The organism is Neolewinella aquimaris (assembly GCF_014197245.1).
Lineage (GTDB): Bacteria > Bacteroidota > Bacteroidia > Chitinophagales > Saprospiraceae > Neolewinella > Neolewinella aquimaris.
In genome coordinates, this window is sequence record NZ_JACIFF010000006.1 from 305,377 (window position 1) to 330,259 (window position 24,883).

General features: G+C 57.6%; 25 protein-coding genes and 1 tRNA gene. 17 read left to right on the top strand and 9 right to left on the bottom strand.

The features are described from left to right. Positions 1-60: 60 nt before the first annotated feature. The 8 genes from GGR28_RS13030 to def all read left to right on the top strand — a co-directional run bounded on the left by GGR28_RS13030 (position 61) and on the right by def (position 9,082). Positions 61-387, top strand: a complete 327-nt coding sequence (locus GGR28_RS13030; RefSeq protein WP_183496240.1) for a monothiol bacilliredoxin BrxC family protein — start codon at positions 61-63, stop codon at positions 385-387. Then, complete coding sequence (locus tag GGR28_RS13035) at positions 384-1,265, top strand: nucleoside phosphorylase (RefSeq protein ID WP_183496241.1); 882 nt, start codon at positions 384-386, stop codon at positions 1,263-1,265. Before GGR28_RS13030 ends, GGR28_RS13035 begins: the two co-directional genes overlap by 4 nt. Positions 1,266-1,406: 141 nt before the next feature. Beyond that, a complete protein-coding gene (locus GGR28_RS13040) occupies positions 1,407-2,033 on the top strand; it encodes a TetR/AcrR family transcriptional regulator (RefSeq protein WP_183496242.1) in 627 nt (208 codons plus the stop codon). Positions 2,034-2,042: 9 nt separating this feature from the next. Then, positions 2,043-3,371 carry a TolC family protein gene (locus GGR28_RS13045; RefSeq protein ID WP_183496243.1) on the top strand — a complete coding sequence of 443 codons (1,329 nt, stop codon included), beginning with the start codon at positions 2,043-2,045 and terminating at the stop codon, positions 3,369-3,371. A 46-nt stretch (positions 3,372-3,417) separates the two neighbouring features. Further along, positions 3,418-4,608 (top strand): efflux RND transporter periplasmic adaptor subunit, encoded by a 1,191-nt coding sequence (locus tag GGR28_RS13050; RefSeq protein ID WP_183496244.1) that lies wholly within the window; start codon positions 3,418-3,420, stop codon positions 4,606-4,608. Beyond that, entirely contained in the window at positions 4,608-8,060 is a 3,453-nt protein-coding gene (locus GGR28_RS13055) for an efflux RND transporter permease subunit (RefSeq protein WP_183496245.1), read from the top strand. The genes GGR28_RS13050 and GGR28_RS13055 overlap by 1 nt, the downstream gene beginning before the upstream one ends. A 9-nt stretch (positions 8,061-8,069) precedes the next feature. Beyond that, the gene (gene ruvX / locus GGR28_RS13060) at positions 8,070-8,480 is read left to right on the top strand and encodes a Holliday junction resolvase RuvX (protein ID WP_183496246.1); all 411 of its coding nucleotides are present in this window, start codon (positions 8,070-8,072) and stop codon (positions 8,478-8,480) included. Positions 8,481-8,524: 44 nt separating this feature from the next. Continuing rightward, complete coding sequence (def, locus tag GGR28_RS13065) at positions 8,525-9,082, top strand: peptide deformylase (RefSeq protein ID WP_183496247.1); 558 nt, start codon at positions 8,525-8,527, stop codon at positions 9,080-9,082. Positions 9,083-9,278: 196 nt separating this feature from the next. Here the strand turns inward: def and GGR28_RS13070 are convergent, their stop codons facing one another. Then, positions 9,279-9,932 carry a ribonuclease H1 domain-containing protein gene (locus GGR28_RS13070; protein ID WP_183496248.1) on the bottom strand — a complete coding sequence of 218 codons (654 nt, stop codon included), beginning with the start codon at positions 9,930-9,932 and terminating at the stop codon, positions 9,279-9,281. Positions 9,933-9,969: 37 nt separating this feature from the next. Here GGR28_RS13070 and GGR28_RS13075 point away from each other — a divergent pair, with 37 nt between their 5' ends. The 7 genes from GGR28_RS13075 to GGR28_RS13105 all read left to right on the top strand — a co-directional run bounded on the left by GGR28_RS13075 (position 9,970) and on the right by GGR28_RS13105 (position 14,050). After that, a complete protein-coding gene (locus tag GGR28_RS13075) occupies positions 9,970-10,761 on the top strand; it encodes a TatD family hydrolase (protein ID WP_183496249.1) in 792 nt (263 codons plus the stop codon). Between the two features lie 331 nt (positions 10,762-11,092). Continuing rightward, positions 11,093-11,180 (top strand) — tRNA-Ser (locus GGR28_RS13080). A 77-nt stretch (positions 11,181-11,257) separates the two neighbouring features. Further along, on the top strand, positions 11,258-11,980 hold the full coding sequence (locus tag GGR28_RS13085) for a MotA/TolQ/ExbB proton channel family protein (protein ID WP_183496250.1): 723 nt from the start codon (positions 11,258-11,260) through the stop codon (positions 11,978-11,980). 27 nt (positions 11,981-12,007) lie between these two features. Continuing rightward, positions 12,008-12,514, top strand: a complete 507-nt coding sequence (locus GGR28_RS13090) for a hypothetical protein (protein ID WP_183496251.1) — start codon at positions 12,008-12,010, stop codon at positions 12,512-12,514. Between the two features lie 22 nt (positions 12,515-12,536). Further along, entirely contained in the window at positions 12,537-13,094 is a 558-nt protein-coding gene (locus GGR28_RS13095; protein WP_183496252.1) for an ExbD/TolR family protein, read from the top strand. Positions 13,095-13,219: 125 nt separating this feature from the next. Continuing rightward, positions 13,220-13,696, top strand: coding sequence for an ExbD/TolR family protein (locus GGR28_RS13100; protein WP_183496253.1), 477 nt, complete (start codon positions 13,220-13,222; stop codon positions 13,694-13,696). A gap of 168 nt (positions 13,697-13,864) precedes the next feature. Continuing rightward, positions 13,865-14,050 (top strand): hypothetical protein, encoded by a 186-nt coding sequence (locus GGR28_RS13105; protein ID WP_183496254.1) that lies wholly within the window; start codon positions 13,865-13,867, stop codon positions 14,048-14,050. 158 nt (positions 14,051-14,208) lie between these two features. Here the strand turns inward: GGR28_RS13105 and GGR28_RS13110 are convergent, their stop codons facing one another. The 5 genes from GGR28_RS13110 to GGR28_RS13130 all read right to left on the bottom strand — a co-directional run bounded on the left by GGR28_RS13110 (position 14,209) and on the right by GGR28_RS13130 (position 20,132). Next, positions 14,209-15,864 (bottom strand): beta-N-acetylhexosaminidase, encoded by a 1,656-nt coding sequence (locus tag GGR28_RS13110; RefSeq protein ID WP_221233883.1) that lies wholly within the window; start codon positions 15,862-15,864, stop codon positions 14,209-14,211. A gap of 237 nt (positions 15,865-16,101) precedes the next feature. Further along, positions 16,102-17,412 (bottom strand): MFS transporter, encoded by a 1,311-nt coding sequence (locus GGR28_RS13115; protein ID WP_183496255.1) that lies wholly within the window; start codon positions 17,410-17,412, stop codon positions 16,102-16,104. A gap of 31 nt (positions 17,413-17,443) precedes the next feature. After that, on the bottom strand, positions 17,444-18,223 hold the full coding sequence (locus GGR28_RS13120; protein WP_183496256.1) for a 3-keto-disaccharide hydrolase: 780 nt from the start codon (positions 18,221-18,223) through the stop codon (positions 17,444-17,446). Between the two features lie 63 nt (positions 18,224-18,286). Further along, entirely contained in the window at positions 18,287-19,399 is a 1,113-nt protein-coding gene (locus GGR28_RS13125; RefSeq protein WP_183496257.1) for a glycosyltransferase family 4 protein, read from the bottom strand. Positions 19,400-19,445: 46 nt separating this feature from the next. Then, complete coding sequence (locus tag GGR28_RS13130) at positions 19,446-20,132, bottom strand: DUF2461 domain-containing protein (protein WP_183496258.1); 687 nt, start codon at positions 20,130-20,132, stop codon at positions 19,446-19,448. A 93-nt stretch (positions 20,133-20,225) separates the two neighbouring features. Between GGR28_RS13130 and GGR28_RS13135 the strand changes: the two genes are divergently transcribed. Continuing rightward, on the top strand, positions 20,226-22,118 hold the full coding sequence (locus GGR28_RS13135) for an ABC transporter ATP-binding protein (RefSeq protein WP_183496259.1): 1,893 nt from the start codon (positions 20,226-20,228) through the stop codon (positions 22,116-22,118). A gap of 122 nt (positions 22,119-22,240) precedes the next feature. Continuing rightward, positions 22,241-22,450, top strand: coding sequence for an AAA family ATPase (locus GGR28_RS19490; RefSeq protein ID WP_183496260.1), 210 nt, complete (start codon positions 22,241-22,243; stop codon positions 22,448-22,450). 17 nt (positions 22,451-22,467) lie between these two features. On the opposite strand, the gene argH is transcribed toward GGR28_RS19490, so the two are convergent. Genes argH through GGR28_RS13155 form a run of 3 tightly spaced genes read right to left on the bottom strand, consistent with a single transcriptional unit; the run spans position 22,468 to position 24,878 of the window. Further along, positions 22,468-23,826 (bottom strand): argininosuccinate lyase, encoded by a 1,359-nt coding sequence (gene argH, locus GGR28_RS13145; protein WP_183496261.1) that lies wholly within the window; start codon positions 23,824-23,826, stop codon positions 22,468-22,470. A 35-nt stretch (positions 23,827-23,861) separates the two neighbouring features. Further along, positions 23,862-24,275 carry a DUF5655 domain-containing protein gene (locus tag GGR28_RS13150; protein WP_183496262.1) on the bottom strand — a complete coding sequence of 138 codons (414 nt, stop codon included), beginning with the start codon at positions 24,273-24,275 and terminating at the stop codon, positions 23,862-23,864. 9 nt (positions 24,276-24,284) lie between these two features. After that, entirely contained in the window at positions 24,285-24,878 is a 594-nt protein-coding gene (locus tag GGR28_RS13155) for a Uma2 family endonuclease (RefSeq protein ID WP_183496263.1), read from the bottom strand. Between the last annotated feature and the right edge of the window lie 5 nt (positions 24,879-24,883).

The window sequence follows — 24,883 nt, forward strand, 5'->3', positions numbered from 1 at the left end:
CGCCGCTCCCTTCCGCGAACCCCGGCCCCGAGCCGGCGTTGTGTGTTCATGTTCAATACCATGTCAACCTCCCAGGACCTCGACGCCGCCCTCCAGGCCTCGCAGGACCATCCGATCGTGATCTTCAAGCACAGCAACAGCTGTCCGTTCAGCGCCCGTGCCCAGGTGCAGATCGCCAATGCCAAGCACGACATCGACATTCACGGCATCGTGATCCAGTATGCGAAGGACCTCTCCAGTGAAATAGCGGAACGACTCGGGGTGGATCACGCAAGCCCGCAGGCCATCGTAGTGAACAAGGGTAAAGCCGTCAGCCACTACTGGCGCAAGGAAATTCAGGAGGAAACGCTAAAGGAACAAGTGAACAACCTCGGGCAGGAGGCATGATCGCGGGTTCCGAACTCATTCTACGTCCCGACGGATCGGTCTATCACCTTCACTTACTTCCCGGCCAGGTCGCGGAGAAGATCATTACTGTCGGGGACCCCGAGCGCGTGCATCAGGTAAGCCGTCGCTTCGATCGGGTGGAACTGAAGGTGGAAGCGCGGGAATTCGTTACCCATACCGGTGAGCTAGACGGGGAACGCATCACCGTCCTATCCACCGGCATCGGCACTGATAATGTTGACATCGTCATCAACGAACTCGATGCACTCTTCAACATCGACCTCAGGACCCGGGAAGTCAAAGATGAGCTTACTTCCCTCGATTTTCTGCGCCTCGGTACCAGCGGCTCCTTTCAGTCCGACCTGCCCCTCGATAGCTTTCTGCTTTCCCACGCGGCCCTCGCACTCGACGGGCTGTTGCACTATTATCTCAACCAGGGAGAGCCGGATCCCCTCGTGATTGCCCTTACCGACCACCTCGACGACGAAGGAGTAACGCTTCCGGTACCTCCGCTGGTAGTCCGCCCCCACTTGCCCGTCTTTATGAATCATCCCGCGGCGGCCGAACTGGCAGCGGGCATTACCCTCACCGCGGCCGGTTTTTATGCCCCCCAGGGCCGCAGCCTTCGCCTGCCGAGCGGTATGACTCCAAAAATCCTGAATGCGCTGCGGACGTTCAGCGATGAAGATCTGAGGATCACCAATATTGAAATGGAAACCTCGGGCATTTACGGCCTCACCCGGCTCCTCGGCCACCGGGCCGCTTCCATCTCCGCCCTCCTCGCTAACCGGGCCCTGGGCACCTTCAGTAAGCAGCCGGCCGAGACGGTGGAATCACTCATCGATTTAGGGCTACGCCTGCTCACGGATCGGCAGTAATCCCAACCTGCTCACCTTTTTATTCCTCCATGCCGGCACAGTACACAGGGGGCGGGTCCGCAGGTGCTAAAAAAGCCCGCTAAAGCAAAGAAAACGACGGAAACTCAGAAACTATTCAAAGTTTCCCCCGTTCTTTGCGGCGTGATAGAAGAAATTAAGGACAACCGCAAGGTGCTGGAGAAGGCGGGCGACATGTTTCGGAGCATCGGCATCCGCAGCGTGAGCATGGACGACATCGCCCGGGAACTGGGAATCTCCAAAAAGACGCTCTACCAAATGGTAGATAATAAGGAGGACCTGATCCAGCTGGTGCTCGAAGAGGATACCCGCCGTGATATCCAGGTGCTGCGCCAGCACAGTGACCAGGCGGCCGACGCCATCGACGAGCTGCTCCGCAATAGTCGCTACTTCATCCGGCAGATGCGCAAAGTATCTCCTACCACCCTTCACGACCTGCGCAAGTACTACCCCGAACTGTTTCATTCCATGGTGATGAATCACCAGCGCGAGTTCCTGCTCAGCGTGTCCAACAACCTCGAAAGGGGCATGGAGGAGGGCCTCTACCGGGCCGACATCGACGCCGAGGTGATCGCCAACCTCTACGTAGGCATGACCATGATGGTGGTTGACCGGGGGGTGTTTCCGGCCCAGGAGCGTCCGCTCTCGGAGATCATCCGCCAGCACAGCAGTTACCACTTCAACGGCATCGTAAATCAGTTCGGCCGCGACCGGCTGGACCATTACCTGAAGCAAGAGGATTTACCTTAAGTCTAGTCTATGAAATTCTTCACTCCCTTCCTGTTGCTGTTGGTTTCGAGCATCGGTTTGATCGCTCAGGAGGAAGCTACGGAGGCACCGGTCTACTCCCTGCGAGATGCGGTCGATTACGCCTTCCTCAATTCCAACACCATCCGCAACGCCCGGGTAGACATTCTGGACGCTGAGCAGAATGTGCGCGAACGACTGAGTACCGGTCTGCCCCAGATCAACGGCTCCCTCGATTTCCTGCACTACCTTAAGGTGCCGGTACTCCCGCTGCCCGAAGCCTTTGCGCAGGGCGACCCCGATGCACCGACCTCGATCGCCTTTCAGCTCAAGAATTCCTTCACCAGTGGGATCAGCGTAAGCAGCATGATCTTCGACGGATCCTACTTTGTCGGACTGCGGGCCGCCCGCGCCAGCCGCGATTACTTCAACCTACAACTAGAGAACACCCAGCGTCAGGTCAGAACCCAGGTGACGCGCAGCTACTTTCCGGTCCTGCTGCTATCCACTAACCTGGAAATCATCGATCGAAACATCGAGAACCTGGAAAAACTCCTGCGGGAAACCCAGGCCCAGTACGATGCCGGCTTCGTCGAGCAACTCGACGTGGATCGCCTCCGCCTCAGCCTGAATAACCTGATGAGCAGCCGCAGCGACGTAGAACAGCAGCGGGACAATGCCCTCCGATCGCTGAAATTTACTCTCAACTACCCTGAAGGTCAGGAGCTGCGCGTCTCCGACGATCTGGCCCAACTCGAATTCGAAGTAGACGCCGCCGCCCTTACTTCGGACGTCCCCTACCAGCAGCGCAGTGAGATTCGGCTGTTGGACCAGACCATCGCGCTCCAGGACCTTAACATTGACCTCCAGAAGGCCGCCTACCTGCCCCGGCTCGATGCCTCCGCCGCCGCCCAGTACCAGTACCAGGGCAATAATTTTACCGACGGCTTCTGGGCACCAACGGTGGTAGTCGGTGTCTCCGCGGTGATCCCTATTTACGATTTCGGCGGACGCAGCGCCCGGCTCCAGCGTGCCCGCCTCGATAAGGAAAAGGTGGTTAATCAGCGTGACGACGTCGCCCGCAGCATCGACCTGGAAGTACGCAATGCCCGCGGCACCTTTAACACCGCCCGCCAGCGGATGCAGGTGACCAGGGAGAACCTCGACCTCGCCCAGCGGATCTACGACACCACGCAGATCAAGTACCGCGAAGGCGTCGGCAGCAGCATAGAAACCGTGCAGGCCGAACAGCAACTGTACGAAGCCCAGGCCAACTACCTCAACGCCCTGTACGACACCCTGGTCGCCAAAGAAGACCTTTACCTCGCCCTCGGGCGCTAGAAAGGATGCCACCCGGCGCCCGTTCACCAAGCTACACCATACCATCATGAGATACTTCTCGGTTTCATTGCTCTTTACCCTGTTGCTCAGCACCTGCGGTCCCGCCCCGGAAGAAACGAACCCGGAAACGGCGGAGGAAATCCAGGAAGCGCTGCGCACCCGCCGCGCCGAACTACGCACCCTCACCAAGGAAGTGGAAGACCTGGAAGTGAAGCTGGCGGAAGTGGATCCCTCCTTCGCCCCCAACGCCACCCTGGTGGCCTACGAAACCGTGGCCCCCAGCAGCTTTTCCAACTTTGCCGAGGTACAGGCTACCGTCCGGGCTTCGGAAAGTGCGGTGGCCAGTCCGGAAATTCCCGGCCGAATCCTGCGGATGAACTTTGAAGAGGGCGACCCGATCCGCAAGGGACAGCTCGTCGCTACCCTCGACGTAGAAGGTACCGAGACCCAACGCGCGGAACTGGAAACCGCCGCCAGTCTGGCCAAGACCATCTACGAACGGCAGCAGAAACTTTGGGACCAAAACATCGGCTCGGAAATTCAGTACCTGCAGGCCAAGAACAACTACGAGCGGCTGCAGCAGCAGCTGAAGAGCATCGACGTGCAGGCCAACAAACGCAACGTCTACGCCCCCCTCAGCGGTACCGTAGAACAGGTAATGATGCGTACCGGGGAAAGTGCCATGCCCGGCGCACCGATTCTCTCGATCATCAACACCAACGACCTGGACGTAGTGGCCGACGCCCCCGAAGACCTGCTCACCAAGGTGAAACTGCGCCAGCAAGTAAAGGTGAAGGTTCCCGCCCTGAACCTGGAATTCAATGCCCCGGTCAGCCGTATCGGGCGCACCGTAGATCCCGCCAACCGCACCTTCGAAATCGAAGTGGACGTACCGCGGCAGTACGTGAGCCAACTAAAGGCCAACCTCCTGGCGGAAGTAGAGGTGCTCGACTTCGAAGCCCAGGACCTGATCGTCGTGAGCCAGGACCAAATCCAGCAGGACGTCGATGGCCAGCGCTACGTGTTTACCGCCCAGGAGGTCGATGGTGAGCTGGTGGCGCGCAAAACGTACGTGCGCACCGGCCGGAACTACAACAACCGGGCCGTGATCGAGAGTGGCCTGGACGCCGGCGCGCGGATCATCACCAGCGGCAGCCGCGGACTCACCGACGGACAGCCGATCGCCCTCAGCCAATCGCCCGTACAGACTGGCACCACCGACAATCCGACCAAATAATGGCGAACCAGCAGAAACGGACCTTCGGGCTCACCAACTTAGCGGTCGACAACGGCACCAGCGTCTTCCTGCTGGCGATCATGATCCTGATCTTCGGTCTGTACGCCTACGAGCAGGTCCCGAAGGAGCAGTTCCCCGAAGTCGAGCTGCCCCAGGTCTACATTAACACGCCCTACTTCGGCAACTCGGCCGCCGACATTGAGAGTCTCGTCACCCGCCCCCTGGAAAAGGAACTCCAGGGCGTCGACGGCGTGAAGGTGATCCGGTCGACCAGCATCCAGGATTTCAGCGTCATCACGGTCGAGTTCAACTCCGACGAAGACTTCGACGATGCCCTGCGCCGCGTCAAGGACGCGGTAGACATCGCCAAGGCGGAACTGCCCACCGACCTCGACACCGACCCCACGGTACTGGAGATCAACCTCTCCAAATTCCCCATCGTAACCATTAATATGAGCGGCGACTTCCCCCCGGAAGAGCTGCGGCGCTACGCCGAACTCATGGAGGACGAGATCGAGAACGTCGACGGCGTAAGCGCCGTAAACCTGAAGGGAATCCAGGAGCGCGAGATCGAGATCGCGGTCGACGTGCGTAAAATGGAAAGCCTGCAGATCAGCTTTCAGGACATTGAGAACGCCATTACGGGGGAGAACCTTACGCTGTCGGGCGGAGAGATCGTCAACAACGGCGTTCGCCGGGCCATCCGCGTCGTGGGTGAATTCAGTGACGCCGAAGAACTGTCCGGTACCATCGTCAAAAACGAGAACCAGCGGCTGGTGTACCTGCGCGATATCGCTGAGGTTACCTTCGGCTACGAGGATCCCAAGAGTATCGCCCGGGCCGACGGCCTGCCGGTGATCAGTCTCGACGTGATCAAACGCTCCGGCGAAAACCTTCTGAGTACCTCGGACGGCGTCAACGAAACGGTAGCGCGGGTGAAGCAACAACTCCCGGACGACCTGAGCATCACTTACTTCAACGACCAGTCGGACAACACCCGCAGCGAGGTCGACAACCTGGAGAACAGCATCATATCCGGGGTAATCCTGGTGGTCGTCGTCCTGCTTTTCTTTCTGGGCCTACGCAACGCCCTGTTCGTGGGCATCGCCATTCCATTGTCCATGCTCATGGGCATCCTTTGGATCTGGCTCAGCGGCGTTACCCTCAACATCGTGGTGCTGTTCGCCCTCATCCTGGCGCTGGGCTTGCTCGTCGATAACGGCATCGTAATCGTTGAAAATATTTACCGGTACATGCAGCTGGGCGAAGTGTCCGACCGGGCGGCAAAGTACGGCGCGGGCGAGGTGGCCTGGCCCATCATTGCTTCCACCGCGACTACTCTGGCCGCCTTCATGCCGCTGGCCATCTGGCCGGGTATTGTAGGGGAGTTCATGAAGTACTTTCCGATTACGCTGATCCTGGTCCTGCTGTCATCGCTTATCGTAGCCCTCATCATTAATCCCGTGCTGGCGAGCCGGTTGATGCGGGTAGACAAACGGGCCGTATCGGCGGCCGGCCGTCGGCGCAAGGTGCGGTCGACCCTCATCACCGCCGGCGCCATGATGGTCATCGGACTGATCGGCTTGCTGCTGGGCGCCGCCTGGCTGTTCAACCTGATGGTCATTGCTTCGGTGGTGACCCTGGTTTACTTTTTCCTGCTGCGGCCGGGTTCCTTCGTGTTCCAGGACCGCTTCCTGCCCTGGCTGGAAAAAAAGTACGACCGCTTCATCGGTTTTGCCCTGCGCTTCAGCAAGTCGATGATCGTGGGTACCGTCGGTTTGCTCGTGCTGTCGCTCGTACTTACCGTTCTATTCCCTCCACAGATCGAGTTTTTCCCCTCCGCCGACCCCCTTTACGTGAATGCCTTCGTGGAACTGCCCCTCGGTTCCGACATCGGCGCCACGGATGAAGTGACCAAGGTCCTGGAAACCCGCATCCTGGACCTGCTCGAACCCTACGACGACATCGTGGAGGCCGTCCTTACCCAGATCGGTGAGAACACTTCCGACCCCAATACCCCGCCCGAACCGGGTTTTACGCCAAATAAGGCGCGGATCACCGTCAGCTTCGTTCCCTTCCGGGACCGGGGGGACGTAAGCACGCGCACCATCCTGGAAGAAATCAGGCAGACGGTCCGGGGACTGCCCGGCGTCAAGGTAAGCGTCGACCAGAACGCCAACGGACCCGCAACCGGCAAGCCCATCAACCTTGAGATCAGCGGAGAAGACATTGACCGGCTGGTAACCCTCGGGGACGACGTTATTAATTACATCAACCTCCAGGGCATCCCCGGTATCGAACAACTGAGCGCCGACATTAAGATCGGCAAACCGGAGTTGCTCGTGAAGGTCGACCGGCAGGCCGCGCGGCGGTACGGGCTATCGACTTTCCAAATCGCTTCCGCCCTCCGCACTTCCGTCTACGGTAAGGAGATCAGCAAGTACAAACTCGGGGAAGACGAGTACCCGATCTACATCCGCCTCAACGAACGGGACCGCAACAAGGTGGAGAACCTGCTCAACCAGCGCATCACCTTCCGTGACCCCGCTACCGGCCGCATCACGCAGGTGCCAATCAGTACGGTAGCCAGCGTGGACTACAGTTCCACCTACAGCTCCATCAAGCGCAAGGACCTCGACCGCGTCATCACCATCAGTTCCAACCTGCTCGAAGGGTACGTCGCCAACGACATCATTCCCGAGATCGACGCCGCCCTGCAGGATTACGACCTGCCCCAGGGATTCGAGTACGAGTTCACCGGCGAGCAGCAGCAACAGCAGGAGGACGTCGGATTTTTGCTCGGGGCCTTCGTCTTCGCGCTCTTCCTGATCTTCATCATCATCGTGGCCCAGTTCAACAGCATCAGCTCCCCCTTCATCATTCTTACTTCGGTAATTCTCTCTACCATCGGGGTACTGCTGGGCTACTTCTTCTTCGGCGGCACCTTTTCCGTGGTCTTCACCGGCGTGGGCATCATCTCGCTTGCGGGGGTGGTCGTGAACAACGCCATCGTACTGATCGACTACACCACGCTGCTCATGCAGGAAAAGGTGGAGGAGCAGGGGCTGGACAAGATCTCCGAGCTGGAACTCAGCGACATCCGCGCGGCCATCATCGAGGGCGGGGCGACCCGTTTACGCCCGGTACTGCTGACGGCCATCACCACCGTGCTGGGGCTTATTCCGCTGGCCGTTGGGTTCAACTTCGACTTTTTCAGCTTCATCGCGAACTGGGACGGCCGGCTCTTTATCGGCGGCGACAATACCGCTATTTGGGGACCGATGGCCTGGACCGTCATCTACGGACTCGTATTCGCTACCTTCCTCACCCTAGTGGTCGTACCCGTCATGATGTGGCTGATGTACAAATCCCGCCGGGGCATTCGTCGGTTTGCCAACCGATTCAGCCACGAGGAATCCGAAACGGAAGTGCTCGAAGTCGAAACCACCTAACTTCGGGCCATGCGCATTCTAGCCATCGATTACGGAATTAAAAAGTGCGGCGTCGCGGCCACCGATCCCCTGCAGATCATTGCCAGCGGCCTCGAAACCGTTCCGACCGGAAAGCTGTTCGACTGGTTGGAAAATTACCTGCAGGTGGAAGAGGTCAGTGACCTGGTCGTCGGTGAATCCCGGGCGCTGGATGGGAGTACCAATCCGATTCAAACGGAGATCGTCGGTTTCGAGCGCAAATTTCGGAAACGCTTTCCGGGCATTGCCATCCACCGCCAGGACGAATTCAACACCAGTCGCCGTGCCCGGGAAAGCATGCTGGCCATGGGAATGAAGAAAAAGAAACGGCGCGACAAAACGCAGGTCGACCGCATTGCGGCTGCCATCATTCTGCAGGATTTTTTGGAGGAAAGAAGGTAAACTTGCCCCGGTCCACTCGTGTACTCAAGTGCAAATTGAAATAGATGATCTTACCGATCTACGCTTACGGCCAGCCCGTACTAAAAAAAGTCGCCCAACCCATTACGCCGGACTATCCGGATCTGGCGCAGCTCATCTCCGATATGTGGGAAACCATGGAGGAAGCCAATGGGGTAGGCCTGGCCGCGCCCCAGGTCGGACGGAGCATCCGCCTGTTCGTCATCGATAGCCGACCCATGCAGGAGGAAGGGAAGGAGGAGGAAGGCATCCACCAGGTCTTCATCAACGCCGAAATCCTCGAAGAAGCCGGCGACGACTGGAGCTACGGAGAAGGCTGCCTCAGCATCCCCGACATCACCGGAGACGTCGACCGTCCCGAGGAAGTCACCATCCGGTTCCAGGACGAAAACTTTGACACCCATACCCGCACCTTCAACGGCATGAACGCCCGCGTCGTCCAGCACGAATACGACCACATCGAAGGCATTCTCTTCACCGAAATGCTCAAACCCTTGAAGAAACGACTGGTCAAGCGCAAACTCGAAAAGATCAGGAAGGGGGACATTGATTTGAAGTACCGGATGAAATTTGTGAGAGGGTAGGAGTCTCGCTCGCAGGCTTGCTGGTAGTCGCCTTCGGCGGTTAGTCTCGCTCGCAGGCTCGCTGGTAGTCGTCTTTGGCGGTTAGTATCGCTCGCAGTCTCGCTGGTAGTCGCCGTCGGCGGTTAGTCTCGCTCGTGGGCTTGTTGGTAGTCGCCTTTGGCGGGAGACTTTGTTTTTTGGTGGTGTGGCGGGACGATTATTTTCGCCCGAAATCCGCTGGAATTTCGCCCCATACTTCGGTCTTCCACTTATAGATGGGGTTGGTGATCTTGTTGTCGCGTAGCCACTGTTCGCCGCGGTCGATGAGGGCGTAGAGCTCTTCGGTTTTGGCGTTCCGGGGTAGGGTGGTCTTACACTTCCCCTTCCTGATCCAGCCCATGGCGATCTTTGAATCGGTGTAGATGGGTAGGTCGGGTTGTTGCTGTTTTTGCAGGAATGCCAGCCCGTGTACGAGGGCCAGAAACTCGCCGACATTGTTGGTGCCCAGCGGGAAGGCCCGGTGGAATATCTGCCGTTTACCGGAGGTGGTGACGCCCTGGTATTCCATCCTACCGGGGTTGCCCGAGCAGGCGGCATCGACGCTGATGCTTTTACCGATGATCGTTTCGGTCGTCGGAAAACTACTCTGGCGGGGACGCGGGAGCGATGAATTTCCGGAAGAAGCGGAGAGCGCCTGCTTCATGTAGCTGCCGAATCCGTTTTTGAAGGCCGCTTCGGCCTGACCGCGGTCGGGAAAGGATTTATACTTTGCACCTTTGTAGCCGTCGACCTGCTGCTTGGCGGATTTCCAGTCGGTGTAGACACCGGGAACATGGCCCATCCATACGACGTAAAATTTCTTCTTAGCCATAGTCGCAAAGGTATGGCACCCAGTTACCCTCCCCAAAATGTTAATCGATACCCACACCCACCTTTACAGCCACAAGTTCTCCGAGGATCGTGAAGCAATGCTCCAGCGGGCGCGGGAAGCCGGGGTAAGGCTGGCCCTAATGCCCGCCATCGATCGCAGCACCCACGAGCAGATGTTGGAACTCGAAAGCCGACATCCGGACTTCTGCCGGGCCATGATCGGCTTGCATCCCGTCAGCGTCGGGGCCGATTACGAGGAGGAGCTGGCCGAGGTAGAGCGCCGGCTCAAGGAGCGTCGTTGGGTGGCGATCGGTGAAATCGGCATGGACCTTTACTGGGACAAAACTTTCCGGAGACAGCAGGAAGACGCTTTCCTTCGGCAGTGCCACTGGGCGATCGAGTACGGACTTCCCATCAGCATCCATGCCCGCGAGGCCCTGAACGAACTTCTGCAGTTGATTGAAAAAATTGGGGACAAAAGGCTGCGTGGGGTATTCCACTGCTTTACCGGGGATGAGGAACAGGCAAGACGGGCCCTGGACTACGGATTTTACCTGGGAATCGGGGGGGTAGCCACCTTCAAAAACGGGGGGCTGGATCCGGTCATTAGGGCCGTAGCCAAAGATCGAATCGTTTTAGAGACCGACGCGCCATATCTTGCACCCTCTCCCTACCGGGGGAAGCGCAACGAAACGTCTTATTTGACCCACATCGCGAAAAAAATTTCTGATCTCTGGGAATTGCCGGTGAAGGAAGTAGCAGACATAACCTCCGCGAATGCGCGGCAACTGTTTGAACTTGACCGCTTTGCGGAAAATGTCTTAGCTTGAGGGGAAGAGAAAGACGACCAATGGCAGCTGCTTATTTCATCGGGGGCCGATAAAAATTTTGTTTTGTTGATCGTTTTTACAATTTTTGCGTCTATGCCCGCGGCCCTGGCCGACTGAACGGCGCTGCCCCGCCTCTTAATGGAGAAGCGGTATATTGACAAGAATTTTATTAGGAGAAGTGCTCGAGTGGTTGAAGAGGTACGCCTGGAACTCAGAGGAGGAACGACGATCAGCCGCAGGCTAACGCGTTTATACGGTAACCCCCCTCAACTCACCACAACTCCCGGCTTTCATCAATGGATGACGGCCGTCATTGACAAGAATTTTATTAGGAGAAGTGCTCGAGTGGTTGAAGAGGTACGCCTGGAAAGCGTATATACGGTATCCCCGTATCGAGGGTTCGAATCCCTTCTTCTCCGCAGTACCTCACGCCAGGATGCGTGTCGTCATCATCTTATTATTACGCAAACAATTTCGTCAAACCTCAAATACGGCTATGCGACATCTATTTAAACCACTGGCGGTTCTTTCGCTGGTAGCCTTCTCCGCAGCGGACCTGGCAGCACAAGAATCCGAAGGCTTTCAGGTTCTGAAGAAAAACTTCATCGATGGGGACTGGCGCTTCATGGCGATCGTACTCATCTGTCTGATCCTCGGTCTTGCGTTCTGTATTGAGCGGATCATCACCCTCAACCTCGCTTCCACCAACACCGACAAACTGCTATCCCGTATTGGCGAACGCCTCGAAGCAGGCGACGTAGAGGGAGCGAAGGAAGTCGCGAAGTCTACCCCCGGCCCCACCGCCAGCGTACTGTACGAAGGACTTCGTCACAGCGCCGAAGGTCCTGATGCCGTCGAAAAGGCCATCGTGAGCTACGGCTCGGTACAGATGGGCCTGCTGGAACGCGGCCTCGTGTGGATCGCGCTCTTCATCGCCATTGCTCCCATGCTTGGATTTATGGGTACGGTAATCGGTATGATCCAGGCCTTTAACCGCATCGAGACGGTAGGTGACCTGAGCCCCGCAGTTGTTGCCGGTGGTATTAAGGTAGCCCTGCTGACTACGGTATTCGGACTGGTTGTCGCCATTATCCTGCAGATCCTGTACAACTACATCGTCAACAAGATCGACGGTATCGTTAACAAGATGGAGGACGCCACTATCGCACTGGTCGACATTATGGCCACCAACAATACCTTCACCCGTCCCCGGCTTTAATCGGTCGCTCGCAAAATCCAATCAATTATGTATTCATTTTTGAACAAGTACGGCCAAGCGATGGCCTTCGGGATTGGAGTGCTGATCACCGTTATCTTCCTGGCCGCGATCTTCTCGGCCGACGCCACTACCCGGGAACTGCTCCTGCAGAACGATAAATCACCCGAAGCCTACGACACCAGCATCTTCGACTTCGGCATCTACGTGTCGCTGTTGTTGACCGGCCTGGCTTTCGTGGTAGCGCTGATCTTCGGCATCACCCAAATGGCCAGTAACCCCAAGGGTTCGCTCAAGGGAATCGCCGGACTCATCGGTCTGGTACTCATCATGTTCATCGGTTATTCCATGGGCAACGGAGAACCAACCGACCCCGAGATCCTCAACGCCATCAACAAGTTCGAAACTTCTCAGGAAGCCACCATTACTCCCGGTAACCTGAAGTTCATCAGTGGGTCAATCCTCACCGCGCTCATCATGCTCGGCCTGGCCTTCCTGACGCTTATAGTGTTCGGCATTCGCGGTATCTTTAAGTAACATTTACAAACCGACTACGACCATGGCAAAGACCAAAACGAGAGACCGGATGAATAACGAGATCAATGCAGGCTCGATGGCGGATATCGCCTTCCTCCTGTTGATCTTCTTCCTGGTCACGACCACTATTGCTGAAGACAAGGGTATCCTCGTGAAGTTGCCACCCTGGTCCGACGAAGAACCCGACATCACGCGGCTCAAGGAGCGCAACGTATTCTCCGTACTCGTTAACGCACAGAACCAGCTGCTCGTCCGCGAGGAGCCGGCCCGCATTGGCGAATTACGCGAACGCGCCAAGGAATTCATCATGAATCCCACCAAGCGTCCCGACCTGGCTGAAGGACCCCGTAACGCCATCATCTCGCTGAAGAACGACCGCGGTACCAACTACGATACCTACCTGGCCGTCTACAACGAGCTAAAGGGCGCTTACGACGAACTCTGGGACGAGTTGTCAGAACGTCGCTACGGACAGCCCTACTCCGAGGAAATGCCCTTCGCCCAGCGGAAGGCGATCCGCGACGAAATACCGATGGTACTTTCCGAAGCGGAACCCACCAACTTCGGTGAGGAGCAGTAAACCAAGATCGAAGGGCCGGGTAAGTGTCTCAACTGCCCGGCCCTCTCTATCCTGGCCGCCGCCCACCAAAATGCTCACCGGGATCATCTAGCCCCTAGCATCGAACTAAAAAATATACAGCTACTATGTCCAAGTTTAGCAAGAAGCGCGGTAAGTCGTCGCCCGCCATCTCCACCGCCTCGCTGCCGGATATTATCTTCATGTTGCTCTTCTTCTTCATGATGGTAACGGTACTCCGGGACTCCGACCTCAAATTGCAGGTCAATACCCCCGAAGCCACCCAGCTCACGAAACTCGACGAGAAATCTCTCGTCAACTACATCTACATCGGCCGTCCCACCCAACAGTACCAGTCGGTCTACGGAACGTCCCCCCGCATCCAACTGGGCGACAAGATCTCCACCGTCGATGACATCCCCCTGTTCCTCGAGCAGCATAAGGTAAAACTGCCCGAAAACAAGCGCCCCCGCATCACCTCCTCCCTACGTGTCGACGGCGACGTGACCATGGGCATCGTACAGGACGTCAAGACCAAGCTCCGCAAGAGCAACCAGCTCAAGATCAACTACTCCGCCGGTAAGCGTGCGGGTAGCCTGGATTAAGCACCAGTCCAGCCTCCGCAACGCATCGGAAGTCTGAAAAGCCGCTTTCCCGGATGGGGGGAGCGGCTTTTTTTGTTGAGTGATCATCGTTACCGATATGATAAGGGCACCAAACGGACTAGGCGCAAGATTCAGTGCCGACCGTAAAACATTCATAAGCTTAATCGAATGATGAATATAACTATCGAAATAGCGAGCGTTCCAGATAGAGAAAATCTGGTGGCAGAAATATGGGCCGGTGATAAAATGATTGCTGAAATCACTCAGGAAGACGAAGTAGAAATTCAGTTTTTCGTTAAAGATGAGGGGGCAGTTTATCCTCTTCAAGAAAGAGTTGCTTCAAGAAATCAATGAAGCGGTTCATCTTCTCAAGTATGGTTAGTCCGCCCAATAAATAGCGCCCCGTCGTGGCGGTGCTCTTTGCGGCGGTCTCAAGGATGAGGCGCTCTGCGCCGACCCTGTATCGCCCGCATCTCAGGGTCGCCCTAGAAGGGCTCATCCTTGGCATCACCTTACTCGCTAGCGGTCGATTCACCTTCCACCACCGAGTCCGGCGCATAATAAATCCCTTTGCGCGACCACCGCTGCTGCAGTCGGGGTAATGCTGTTTTGAAGGCGTCGAAATCCTTGTTCTCCACCTCCGTCCACCCTACTTCGGCGTAGGCGGCGATACGCGGAAAAGCCAGGAAATGCATCTGACCGTCGGTAGGGATCCATTCTCCCCACATTTGGCAGCCGGTGCCGATGATATTATCGTTGTACCTGGGGTCCAGATTTTCCGGAACGGGGTCGAAGGCGTAGGCTTTGGAAAGGGGAATACTGGTATAGCTATAGTCGAGGTAAGTACTGCTGTGGATCGAGTTAACGATCTCGAAACCGGACTCGGCTGCCTGGGTGGCCAGTTCCAGGTCACCCTTCCAGAAGTGAACGACGGTGGATTCCGCTAACTTTTGATCGGACTTGGTCTTTGCCGCATCCTGGTAGTCGTGAAGTTGGTGCCCCATGATCTCGTTCCAGCCCATCATCCTGCGGTCTTTGCGCTGTAAATATTGGGAGATGCCGTTCGTGAAGAAAACCTGCAATTCGGCGGGAGTGACCAGCCCGTTTTCTTGCATGTACTCTTGGACGGAGATTGAGGAGTTCCAGTGGGTGTATTTGACCTCGTCACCACCGATGTGAATAACCTCTGAAGGAAATAGCTCGATCACCTCATCAAGCACGTCCGTGAGGAACTCAATTACTTTCGGATCGCTGACGTCGTACACATCCTCACTGACCCCAAACCTGATCGGCACCTCGATTTCCTTCTTGGCCGTACCCAACCACGGGTAGGCGGCGATGGCCGCACTCGAGTGTCCCGGCATCTCGATCTCGGGAACGACGGTGATGTGCCGCTTCTGCGCATACGCTACGATCTCTTTGATCTGCTCCTGCGTATAGAATCCCTCGTGTGGTTCCGCCGACTGGATGGGGCTTTCCCACTTTAGGGGCCCAACCTGAGAGCTTTTGCGTTTGGAACCAATCTCGGTGAGTAGTGGGTATTTCTTGATTTCGATCCTCCACCCCTGATCGTCGACCAAGTGCCAGTGAAACACGTTCATCTTCAAGTGGGCCATTTCATCAAGCAGAAGCTTTACCTGCTCGGCCCCCTTAAAGAATCGCCCCTCATCGAGCATGAACGCCCGCCACGAAAAGCGGGGTGCGTCGTTGATGGTTAGGGCGGGGATCCGAAAGGTGGAAACGCGCTCCGGCACATCCGTACGATCGGGGAACAACTGAACCAAGCTCTGTACGCCATAAAACCAACCGGCAGCGGACGCGGCGAGAATCAGTACCCCTTTGTCTGTGATCACCAGCCGATACGCCTCCTCCGCTAGTTCTTCATCCAATTCGAAGCCGATAATGTTACTTCCCAGCCCCGTAGCTTCAACTATGTCAACCTGGTATCCCGTTATTTCAGCAATGTAATTCTGCAGGATGACGGCCGTTTCCCTGCTTTTCGCGGAGGCGGCAATTTGGACCTGCTCATCGACCATAAAACTCCCTTCGCCAATCAGAATTTCCTGAGGGCGGGGTACAATGTCGACTGTCTGTGCCCGGAGCATGTGACAGCCAAACAGCGCCAGCGTTGTCACCAAAATTAAGAGGAAGTTTTTCTGGTGTTTCATGCGCGTTGTTGTGGTTTCAGCGGTCTTCCGCTTGACGGTGACTTTCTATGACCCGTGTCGTCTGTCCCTAAGAAAAGGAAGGTACGCAAACGTAGTATTTACGCGCTGGAGAGTCCGGCGGTACAGGGTCGGCCCGGAGGGCCTCGTCCTTGATCAAAAAAAATGCCCACCCCAAAAGCATTGGAGTAGGCATTTCCATTGCACCTGCGGACCCGCCACAGCTGCCTTATGCAGAAACTACCGGGCGGAGCCGGGAGTAGACATGGCATCCGGATTGAGGATGGCCTCGTCCGCATGCACCTTCGGGCGGTTCTTCATGTAGATGTAGAGGCCGGCAAATAGGACGATGAGGATGATGGGGAACCACATCATGGTGGATAGGGTAGCCTGTCCCGCGATGATGTCCGCTTCGGGTCCAGTAGCACCCGCAACTTCGGCGGTGGCCTTGGCGTCGTCGAGCCAGCCTCCGATGATTGGGTTCCAAATTACAAGGGCGAGCATGCCGGCACCGCCCACCAGCGACATGCCGAGGGCACCCGTCTGGGGAATGTACTCTCCGACAAATCCGATCATGGTGGGCCAGAAGTAGCAGATGCCGAGGGCAAAAACGATGGCGCCGAAGTACACCGACCCGCCGGTTAGTGTGCTCAGGAGGTAAATGCCAATGGTCGACAGTACCGCGCTAATGAGCAGTACTCCCGTAGGATTAAGGTTGTGCACGATCGGTCCGGCGAAGAAGCGACCGACGGCCATCAGTCCCGTAACCAATGCCAGCACGATCATCGGACTGGCACCGCTGGCGCCCAGGATCTTCTCGACCCACTGAGTCGTACTGAATTCGGTGGTGGCCGTAAGGGTCATACAGACCACGATGAACAGGAAGAGGGGACTGGCAAGGCTGCGGATGTTTTCCCGCGTGTCGTTGCTGATGGCGCTCGCCTTCGGGAACTCCTGTCCGAAAATCAGGACCGCGTAAATGATGGTAGGGATAAACATCGTAGCGATGAGCCCCTGCCAGCCAAGGGCCTCGCCGAAGAAGCGGGCAACCAGCGAGCCGATGACGATGCCACCGGGGAACCAGACGTGAAAGCGGTTGAGCATCTGCGTCTTTTTCTCCGGGTACATGTCCGCCACCATCGGGTTGCAGGCTGCTTCCACCGATCCGTTTGCGAAGCCAATGAAAAAGGTTGAGATCATGAGACCCCAGAAGCCGCTCAGGGGGCCGATGTCGCCGGCGTAAATGGTCAGGATCAGACCGAGGAGGTGGCACACGAAGGCCGTCCACATCATATTCCGGGGACCGATATTATTGTAGAGGAGTCCGCCGATGACCATCGCGATGGGGAATCCGAGGAAGGCCATGCTGTTTACCCAGCCGAGTTGGGGGCCGGTGAGCTCGAAGGTCGTACCGAGTTCGGTGAGGATGCCGGCCCGAATGGCGAAGGTCATGGAAGTAACCACCAGCGAGACACAGGCGGCAAGAAAGAGCCGGTCGCGGTTGGCGGGAATACCGGAAACGCTACCGGCGGAAGGTGAATCAACAAGCATGATCTAAAATATTTGGTGCAGTGAGGTAAGTCTACTTCGAGCTGAGCTCGCGGATGCGGATGTTGCGGAACCAAACGGGGTCGCCGTGGTCCTGCAGGCTGATCTTTCCGGAGGTGGAAGATCCGAAGGTAGGATAGTCTTTAAATTTGGACTCGGCGATCATCGCTTTCCAGGGCTCGCCCTCACCGGTGTAGGTGACGATCCGCTCTCCGTTCTGCCAGTGCTCGACGTAGCCGTCCTTCACGACCAGGCGGATGGAGTTCCACTCGCCGGCCGGCTTCACGTTCTCGGGTTCGCCGGTGATCATATCGTAGAGGTCGCCCGCGCGGTGGGTCACGATCTCAGCGTCGGGGTGGCAAGAGTTGTCGAGGATCTGCATTTCGGGACCGGACAGCCAGGGGTAGGGGAGGGTGTCGTGCTCGATGACGTTGTAAATGATGCCACTGTTGCCGCACTCGCCGATCTTCCAGTCGAGTTCGAATTCGTAATTATCGTAGCTTTCGTTGGTGACAAGGTCGCCGCCGCCTACGACGCCGTGCTCACCCTTATTGGATGCGTCGAGGTACAATGCGCCTTCGTCGTCGACCTTCCAGGCGGCTCCCGGGGCGTCCTTGCCGTAGGTGTGCCAGTTGTCGCCGATGTCGCCCGCGAGCAGGTCGGTCCATTCGCCGCTGCCCTCGATCATGGGTTCTCCGGCGGAAGTCATCACCTCTTCCGGGGTGGCCATATCGTCGGCCCTGGTGGCTTCGCCGCCTCCGCAAGAAAGCAGAAGAACAGGCAGGAAGAGTAAGGTTAAATAGCGGTACTGCATTGATGGTGGTTTTGCTGTGGTAAGGTAAGGCGTGCACTGCAAAATGTGAAACGTCATTCCCCGTCACCCCTGCATGACCCGCCGGTAGGCCGCGTCGAGCTCACGGGCAGACTGCTCCGCCCGGTAGTGCTCGGTAATGTACGCCCGTCCGGCCGGCCCCAGCCGCTTACGCAATGCATCGTCTTCCGCCAGCCGGGTGATGGCCCCGACCAGCGCATCCTCATCGCGGGCGGTAACGATCAGCGCCGTCTCACCGTCGATGCCGAGACCCCGGTTGCCGCCAATGTCGGTCATGATGGTAGGCCGGCCCAGGAACATACTTTCCAGCAATACCTTACTCAGCCCCTCCCCCTTGACGCTGGGCAGCAAACTAATGTCCGCCGCGGCGAGCAGGGAAAGCGCATCCTCCCGAAAGCCGGTGAAGGTGTAGTCCTCCTCGTCGTGGTAGGGACTGTCGGCCAGGTCGACCCGCAACTCCGTCGTCTCCAGTCCGCGGCCGACGAAGAGAAAGTGAATAGGCAACTCCGCCGGAAGCCGCCGGATGGCCGTGCCCAGGTAATCCATCCCCTTCATCCGCCGGGCGTTGGCCAGGATGATGACCACGAGTTTATCCGCGGGGATGTCGAAGCTGCGGTGCAGATCCAGCGGTTCCACATCGGCGTACCAGGCCGGATCGTGACCCTTTCCTACGACCACCGTCTTGCGGTCGTCGAAGAACCTTTGACGATCAAAACTTTCCTTCACCGCCCCGCTCACGCAGGTAATGAGATCGACCCGCGGATTCAGGTGCTGCAGGTAAGCCCCCGGATCCCACCAGTGAATGTTCCCGGTGTAGCCCCGGTAAGTAACCACCTTCCCCGGCCACCCCTTCGCGGCGCGTACGCCGGCGGCGATCGCCTTGTTATTGAACAGGTGGATGATGTTGTATTCGCCCCGGTGAAGTTCCTCCCGAATGCGGTCACGATCGGCCTTGCCGAATTTAGACTCCGGATGCCAGTCGATGATGCGCACGCCCGCCGCCTCCAGTTCGTCCAGGTAGTTGGCACCCTCGCGACGGGTCATAAGCGAAATGCGGTAACCGTAGTTCCTCGACAGTTCCACGAACCACCGGCCCTCCGGCCGCACGGCATTGAGGCTGTCGCGGTAATCGGAAACAACAAGTAGGGAGTAGGCCATAGCGGAGTGAATTGGGCCGCAATATATCGCGCGATTGCTCCGGGCCTTACCCGATCAGGCTCTCCCCGTTCGCGTCGGTGGTGAGCACCTCGCTGAAGTAATCGAAAAAGGGGCGAAGCCCGATGAGGGTTTCCGTTGCGCGATCAAGAAAATCCGGGGCAAGCACCTCAGCTTCCGTGAAGTTGCGCGCCGCAAAAAACTGCTTGTACCGCAATAAGTCGATGTTCGGATGATCCTTAGCGTAACCCTGGGGTGCCGTCTTAAGCTGTTCTCCCCGCAAGTGACCGTACAGCCTACCAAATTGCTCCGCTCCCAGGATTTCCCGCATGGGACCCGCGTCCCCGCCTAACTCCTGACGAATACGCCGCAGATCCTCTTTTTCAATACCGTAAAAGCCACCACCGACCATACTTTCCGCCGGAGAAAAGGTAAAGTAATACCCGCCCCGCCGCTGCAGCCCATCCCGCGTGTAACTCCCCGCAATATTGGTTTTATACGGCCGCTTATCCTTACTAAAGCGCACGTCACGATAAATCCGAAAGAGCGACTTCTTCCCGTTTTCCGTACTGATCACGTCGGTTTCCCGCAAGCGCTCAAGCAGCGCATCCGAAAACTCAGCCACGTTCTCCCGCGCTGCGTCGTATTCCCCACGGTGGTCCGCAAACCAGTTCCGGTCATTGTTCTCCGCCAGCCGCCGCAGAAAATCAAAAGTTGAAGATTGAATCTGAATCATCCGTCAAAGGTAACCCCCTTCAATCCCTCAATCCCTCAATCCCTCACCCCCTCTCCCCCCTCAATCCCTGCCCCCCCTTCGTATCTTCGCCCCATGCAATCCTTCCGCCGACTTCTCGGCTACATGGGCAACTACCGCGGCCTCGTGGCGCTGGCCATCGCGTGTAACATTCTTACGGCCGTATTTACCGTCGTGTCCATTCCCATTTTCCAGCCCTTCTTTAACCTGCTGTTCGAACAGACGGAGCCGGTAACCACCTCCCCCGAAACGATCGACTCCCTGGCCGACCTGGAGCAGTACGGTGGCTACCTGGTCACCCAGTGGATCACGGAGCAGGGTAGGGAACGGGCCCTGCTATACGTGTGTGGACTGATCCTGCTGTCTTTCCTCCTCAAAAACATCTTCCGCTACCTGGCGCTTTTTTTCATGTCGCCGGTGCGCAACGGCATCATCCGCGACCTGCGCAACGAGTTGTACAGCCACCTGCTCCACCTCCCGCTCGGCTACTTCACCGAGGAGCGAAAGGGCAACCTGCTCAGTCGCATTACCGGCGACGTACAGGAGGTGGAAAGCAGCATTCTCAACGTACTGGAGGCCATTTTCCGCGAGCCTTTTATCATCATCGGTTCGCTGACCTTCATGATCATCGTCAGTCCATCCCTGACCCTTTTTGTCTTCGGCCTCATGGTCTTCACCGGTGTGGTCATCGGCGGCATCGGCAAGCGACTGAAGCGCAGCAGTGGGGAGGTGCAGGAAACGCTTGGCGAGATCGTCAGCCGCACGGAGGAGAGCCTCGGCGGACTGCGCATCATCAAAAGTTTCGGTGCCGAAGAGTATCAGTCCCGCCGCTTCGCGGAGATCAACGATACCTACCGCCACCGCCTGATCCGCCTGCTCTGGCGCCGCGATCTTTCGAGCCCCCTCACGGAATTTCTGGGCATCGCTACGGTCGCGCTGTTGTTGCTGTACGGTTCGCGGGAGGTCTTCGCCGGCACCATGGAGGCGGGCACCTTCATCGCTTTCATCTTTGCCTTCTACATGGTGATCGACCCCGCCAAGAATTTCTCCAAGGCGTGGTACAACGTGCAAAAAGGGCTCGGCGCACTGGAAAGGGTCGAATCGGTCCTCGACGTAAAAAACCCTTTAATAACGTCGACTTCAGTCGACCCGCCCCCAGTAGCGTCGACTTCAGTCGACCCGCTGCCTCCAAATTTGGGCGGGAACGCAGGTACAGCGCATTCAGGAGAAAAGCCGACCTTCTCCGGCATCAAATTCCACGACGTCGGTTTCCGCTACCGCCCCGACGGCCCCGAAATCCTCCAGCACATCGACCTGGAAATCCCCCGGGGCAAGGCCGTCGCCCTGGCGGGCGCCAGCGGCGGTGGCAAGAGCACCATCGCCGATCTGCTGCCCCGCTTCTACGATCCCACCTCCGGCCACATCACCCTCGACGGCCGCAACCTGCGGGACTTCAAACTAGATGAACTGCGCTCCCGCTTCGGCATCGTCAGCCAGGAAGCCATCCTCTTTAACGACACGATCTACAACAACATCGTGTTCGGTATGCAGGGAGTTTCGCCGCAGCAAGTAGAGGAGGCTGCGCGGGTCGCCAACGCTCACGATTTCATCGCCGCCATGGCCGGGGGGTACCAATCCAACATCGGCGACCGCGGCAGCAAACTCAGCGGCGGGCAGCGACAGCGGCTCACCATCGCCCGCGCCGTACTGCGCAATCCCGACATCCTCATTCTTGACGAGGCCACCTCGGCCCTCGATAGCGAATCCGAGCGCCTGGTCCAGGAGGCACTCCAACGACTCATGCAGGGGCGCACGGCACTAGTTATTGCCCACCGCCTATCCACCATCCAGAACGCCGACCAGATCGTCGTGATCGACCGCGGCCGCATCATCGAGCGGGGCACCCACGGAGAACTGCTGGAGCGGGGCGGGGCCTACCGCAAGCTGGTGGAATTGCAGGAGGTGTAATCAGATAGCGATTGAGCGGCCGTAATCGCTAATTTTATATTGATTTAGCGATTACAACCGCTACTATTATTCATCGACTGCTCGCTCCACTAATTAAACCCCGCCTAGGGAGGGGAAAAGTCGTGCTTGTTCTCGGTGCAAGACAAGTTGGCAAAACCACACTTGTCCGCAGCATTGCCGAAGAAACCGGCCAGTCCTACCTGTACCTAAATGCAGATAACGCCAATGTGCCGGAATTGCTAAGTAAGCGGATGGCACTCAGTTCCATTACGCATAGCCTCTACCATCCTTGGAGAGCGGGCAGCTTATCGTTATCGGGACGCCGCGGATAGTCCGGCAGGCAGGAGGCTTACAGTCTTTCACCACCCTTTCTAGTTAACGCGTGCAGGGCTTGCTCGCTCCGGTCAAAATTAAAGCCCTCCATCACCGCCTTGCGTTTCTGCGCGATCCGATCGTTACCCAGATTCCCCAGACTACCCAGGTGAGTGTGCTTTAACTCAGTAGGTGGCACGAAGGTGCCGTTTTCAATATCCTTACCGACCTGCACGTAGGCATCGCGAAACGTGACGCCCTCCAGTACGAGCTTATTCACCGCCTCTACACTATACAGGTAGGTATAACGTGGATCCGTCGGCAAACTCTGGGCGCGGACGCGGGTGCGGGGCAGTGCGTAAAGAGCAATGGCCAACCCATCCTCCAGCTGATCCAGAGCTGGGAAGATGGCCTCCTTAAGCAATTGAAAATCCCGGTGGTAGCCGCTGGGCAGGTTGCCGGTCAGCTGGGCCATCTGGGCGGGTAGGGTTTGCAGCAGATTGCAGCGGCCGCGAAGCAGCTCGAATACGTCGGGATTTTTCTTGTGCGGCATAATGCTGGAGCCGGTGGTAAGGTCGTCGGGCAACTGCAGAAAGCCGAAGTTCTGGCTGCTGTAGAGGCAGACGTCCATAGCCATTTTTCCCACCGTCTGGGCCAGTCCCGCAATGGCGAAGGCCACGGTTAGTTCAGTCTTGCCGCGACCCATCTGCGCGGCGACTACATTCACGACCGGTTCCCGAAAACCGAGCAGTTCCGTCGTCCGATCCCGGTCGAGCGGAAAACTGGAGCCGTAACCGGCCGCGGAACCGAGGGGGTTCTGGTCTACGGAATCGTAGGCGGCTTTCCACAACCGCAGGTCGTCGATGAGGGCTTCCCCGTAGGCGCCGAACCATAGTCCGAAGCTGCTTACCATGGCGATCTGGAGGTGAGTGTAGCCGGGGATGAGCTTATCGTGGTGTTCCTCGCTTAGTTCCGTGAGGGTACGGCTAAGTTCCTCGGTCTGCTCTACGATGCCCTGAATACGGTGGCGGAAGTACAACCGCAGGTCCACCAGCACCTGGTCGTTGCGACTGCGGCCGGAGTGGATCTTCTTACCGTCGTCGCCGAGGGCGCGGGTGAGCATGAGTTCGACCTGACTGTGCACATCCTCCACCCCATCTTCGATGGCGAACTGGCCATTGCGTGCCAGTGGATACAGCTCCCGCAATTTTTCCTTGCACCTGCGCGCCGCCGGCCCGTCGATCAGTCTGACCTCCTCCAACATTGTGACGTGCGCGATGCTGCCCAGGATGTCGAAGGGGGCCAGTTCGAGGTCGAGTTCGCGGTCGCGGCCTACGGTGAAGTCGGCGATGCGTTGGTCGAGGGGGTAGTCTTTCTGCCAGAGTTTCGTAGCCATGGGGCAAAGATGGGCAAAAGGGTGGGGAACACGCCTCAGCGGTTGCTGTAATTGTAGCCCTTCCGCATGAGGTCGATGGCCTCCGTGGAAAGTTCTCCCGGGCCGCCCAGGCGGATGGAGTGGCGGTATTTCGTCTTCCCCATTGTATCCGGGGCCGAGCGGTGCAGCACGGGACTGTGGATAACGTTGCCGGTAAAGAAGCTCAGTTCCAGCACCTTAGCCATCGGGCGCACGACCATCCAGGCCCGTTTGTTGGTAAACATGATGGCGCGGCGGGCGGGAGTGATGAGGTTAGGCTCCCAATCGGCCGTGGCGAGGAGCACGTCATCGAAGGCCAGGATCACGTTATCCGGCTTGCCGGCGAAGATCTCGTCGATGGTCTTTTCGCTGCAGATATGTTGCTGCTGGGGCCGGCGGAAGGGGCGCTGGCATTTGTGACATGTCCACATGCCCTAAAGCTAAGTCAGCAGATTAAGATCGAAGGTGAATCCGGGCAGCACGTCCTCCCCCGTGATGGTGCGGTCGAGGGGGCTCACCAGTTCAACGGAGTGGTCGGCGCGGTAGATCCACAGCCGTTGGTTGTCTACGTCGGCGAGCCAGGCCAGGCGGACGCCGTTGGCGATCCAGGTGTCGCGCATTTTGGTTTCCGCCTCCCGTAAACCGTCGGAAACAGATAGTACTTCGATGATAAAAACCGGCACGGCCGGAATGAATTTCTCCAGTTGCTCGGGAGAAAGTTGGCTGAGCTGGGCGTCCGACAAATAAGCAGCGTCGGGGGATCGGATCGAACCATCGGGTAAACGAAACCCCGTACTGGCACTGAACGCCTTGCCGCCCTGCGCTCGCGCGTAAAGCGTCAAATCTGCATTAAACTCGTTTTCGCGATTGCCAGTTAGGCCCCCTACCGGACTCATAATTTTTAGTCTTCCGTCTACTTCAAGTTCCGCCAGCAAATCCGGTCTTTCCCGGCACAATGCTGCAAATTCTTCCTCGGTTAACCGTTTGGAAGAATAAACCGGCAGCAGCGCATCGGGCAGGGGAGGCATATACATGGCAA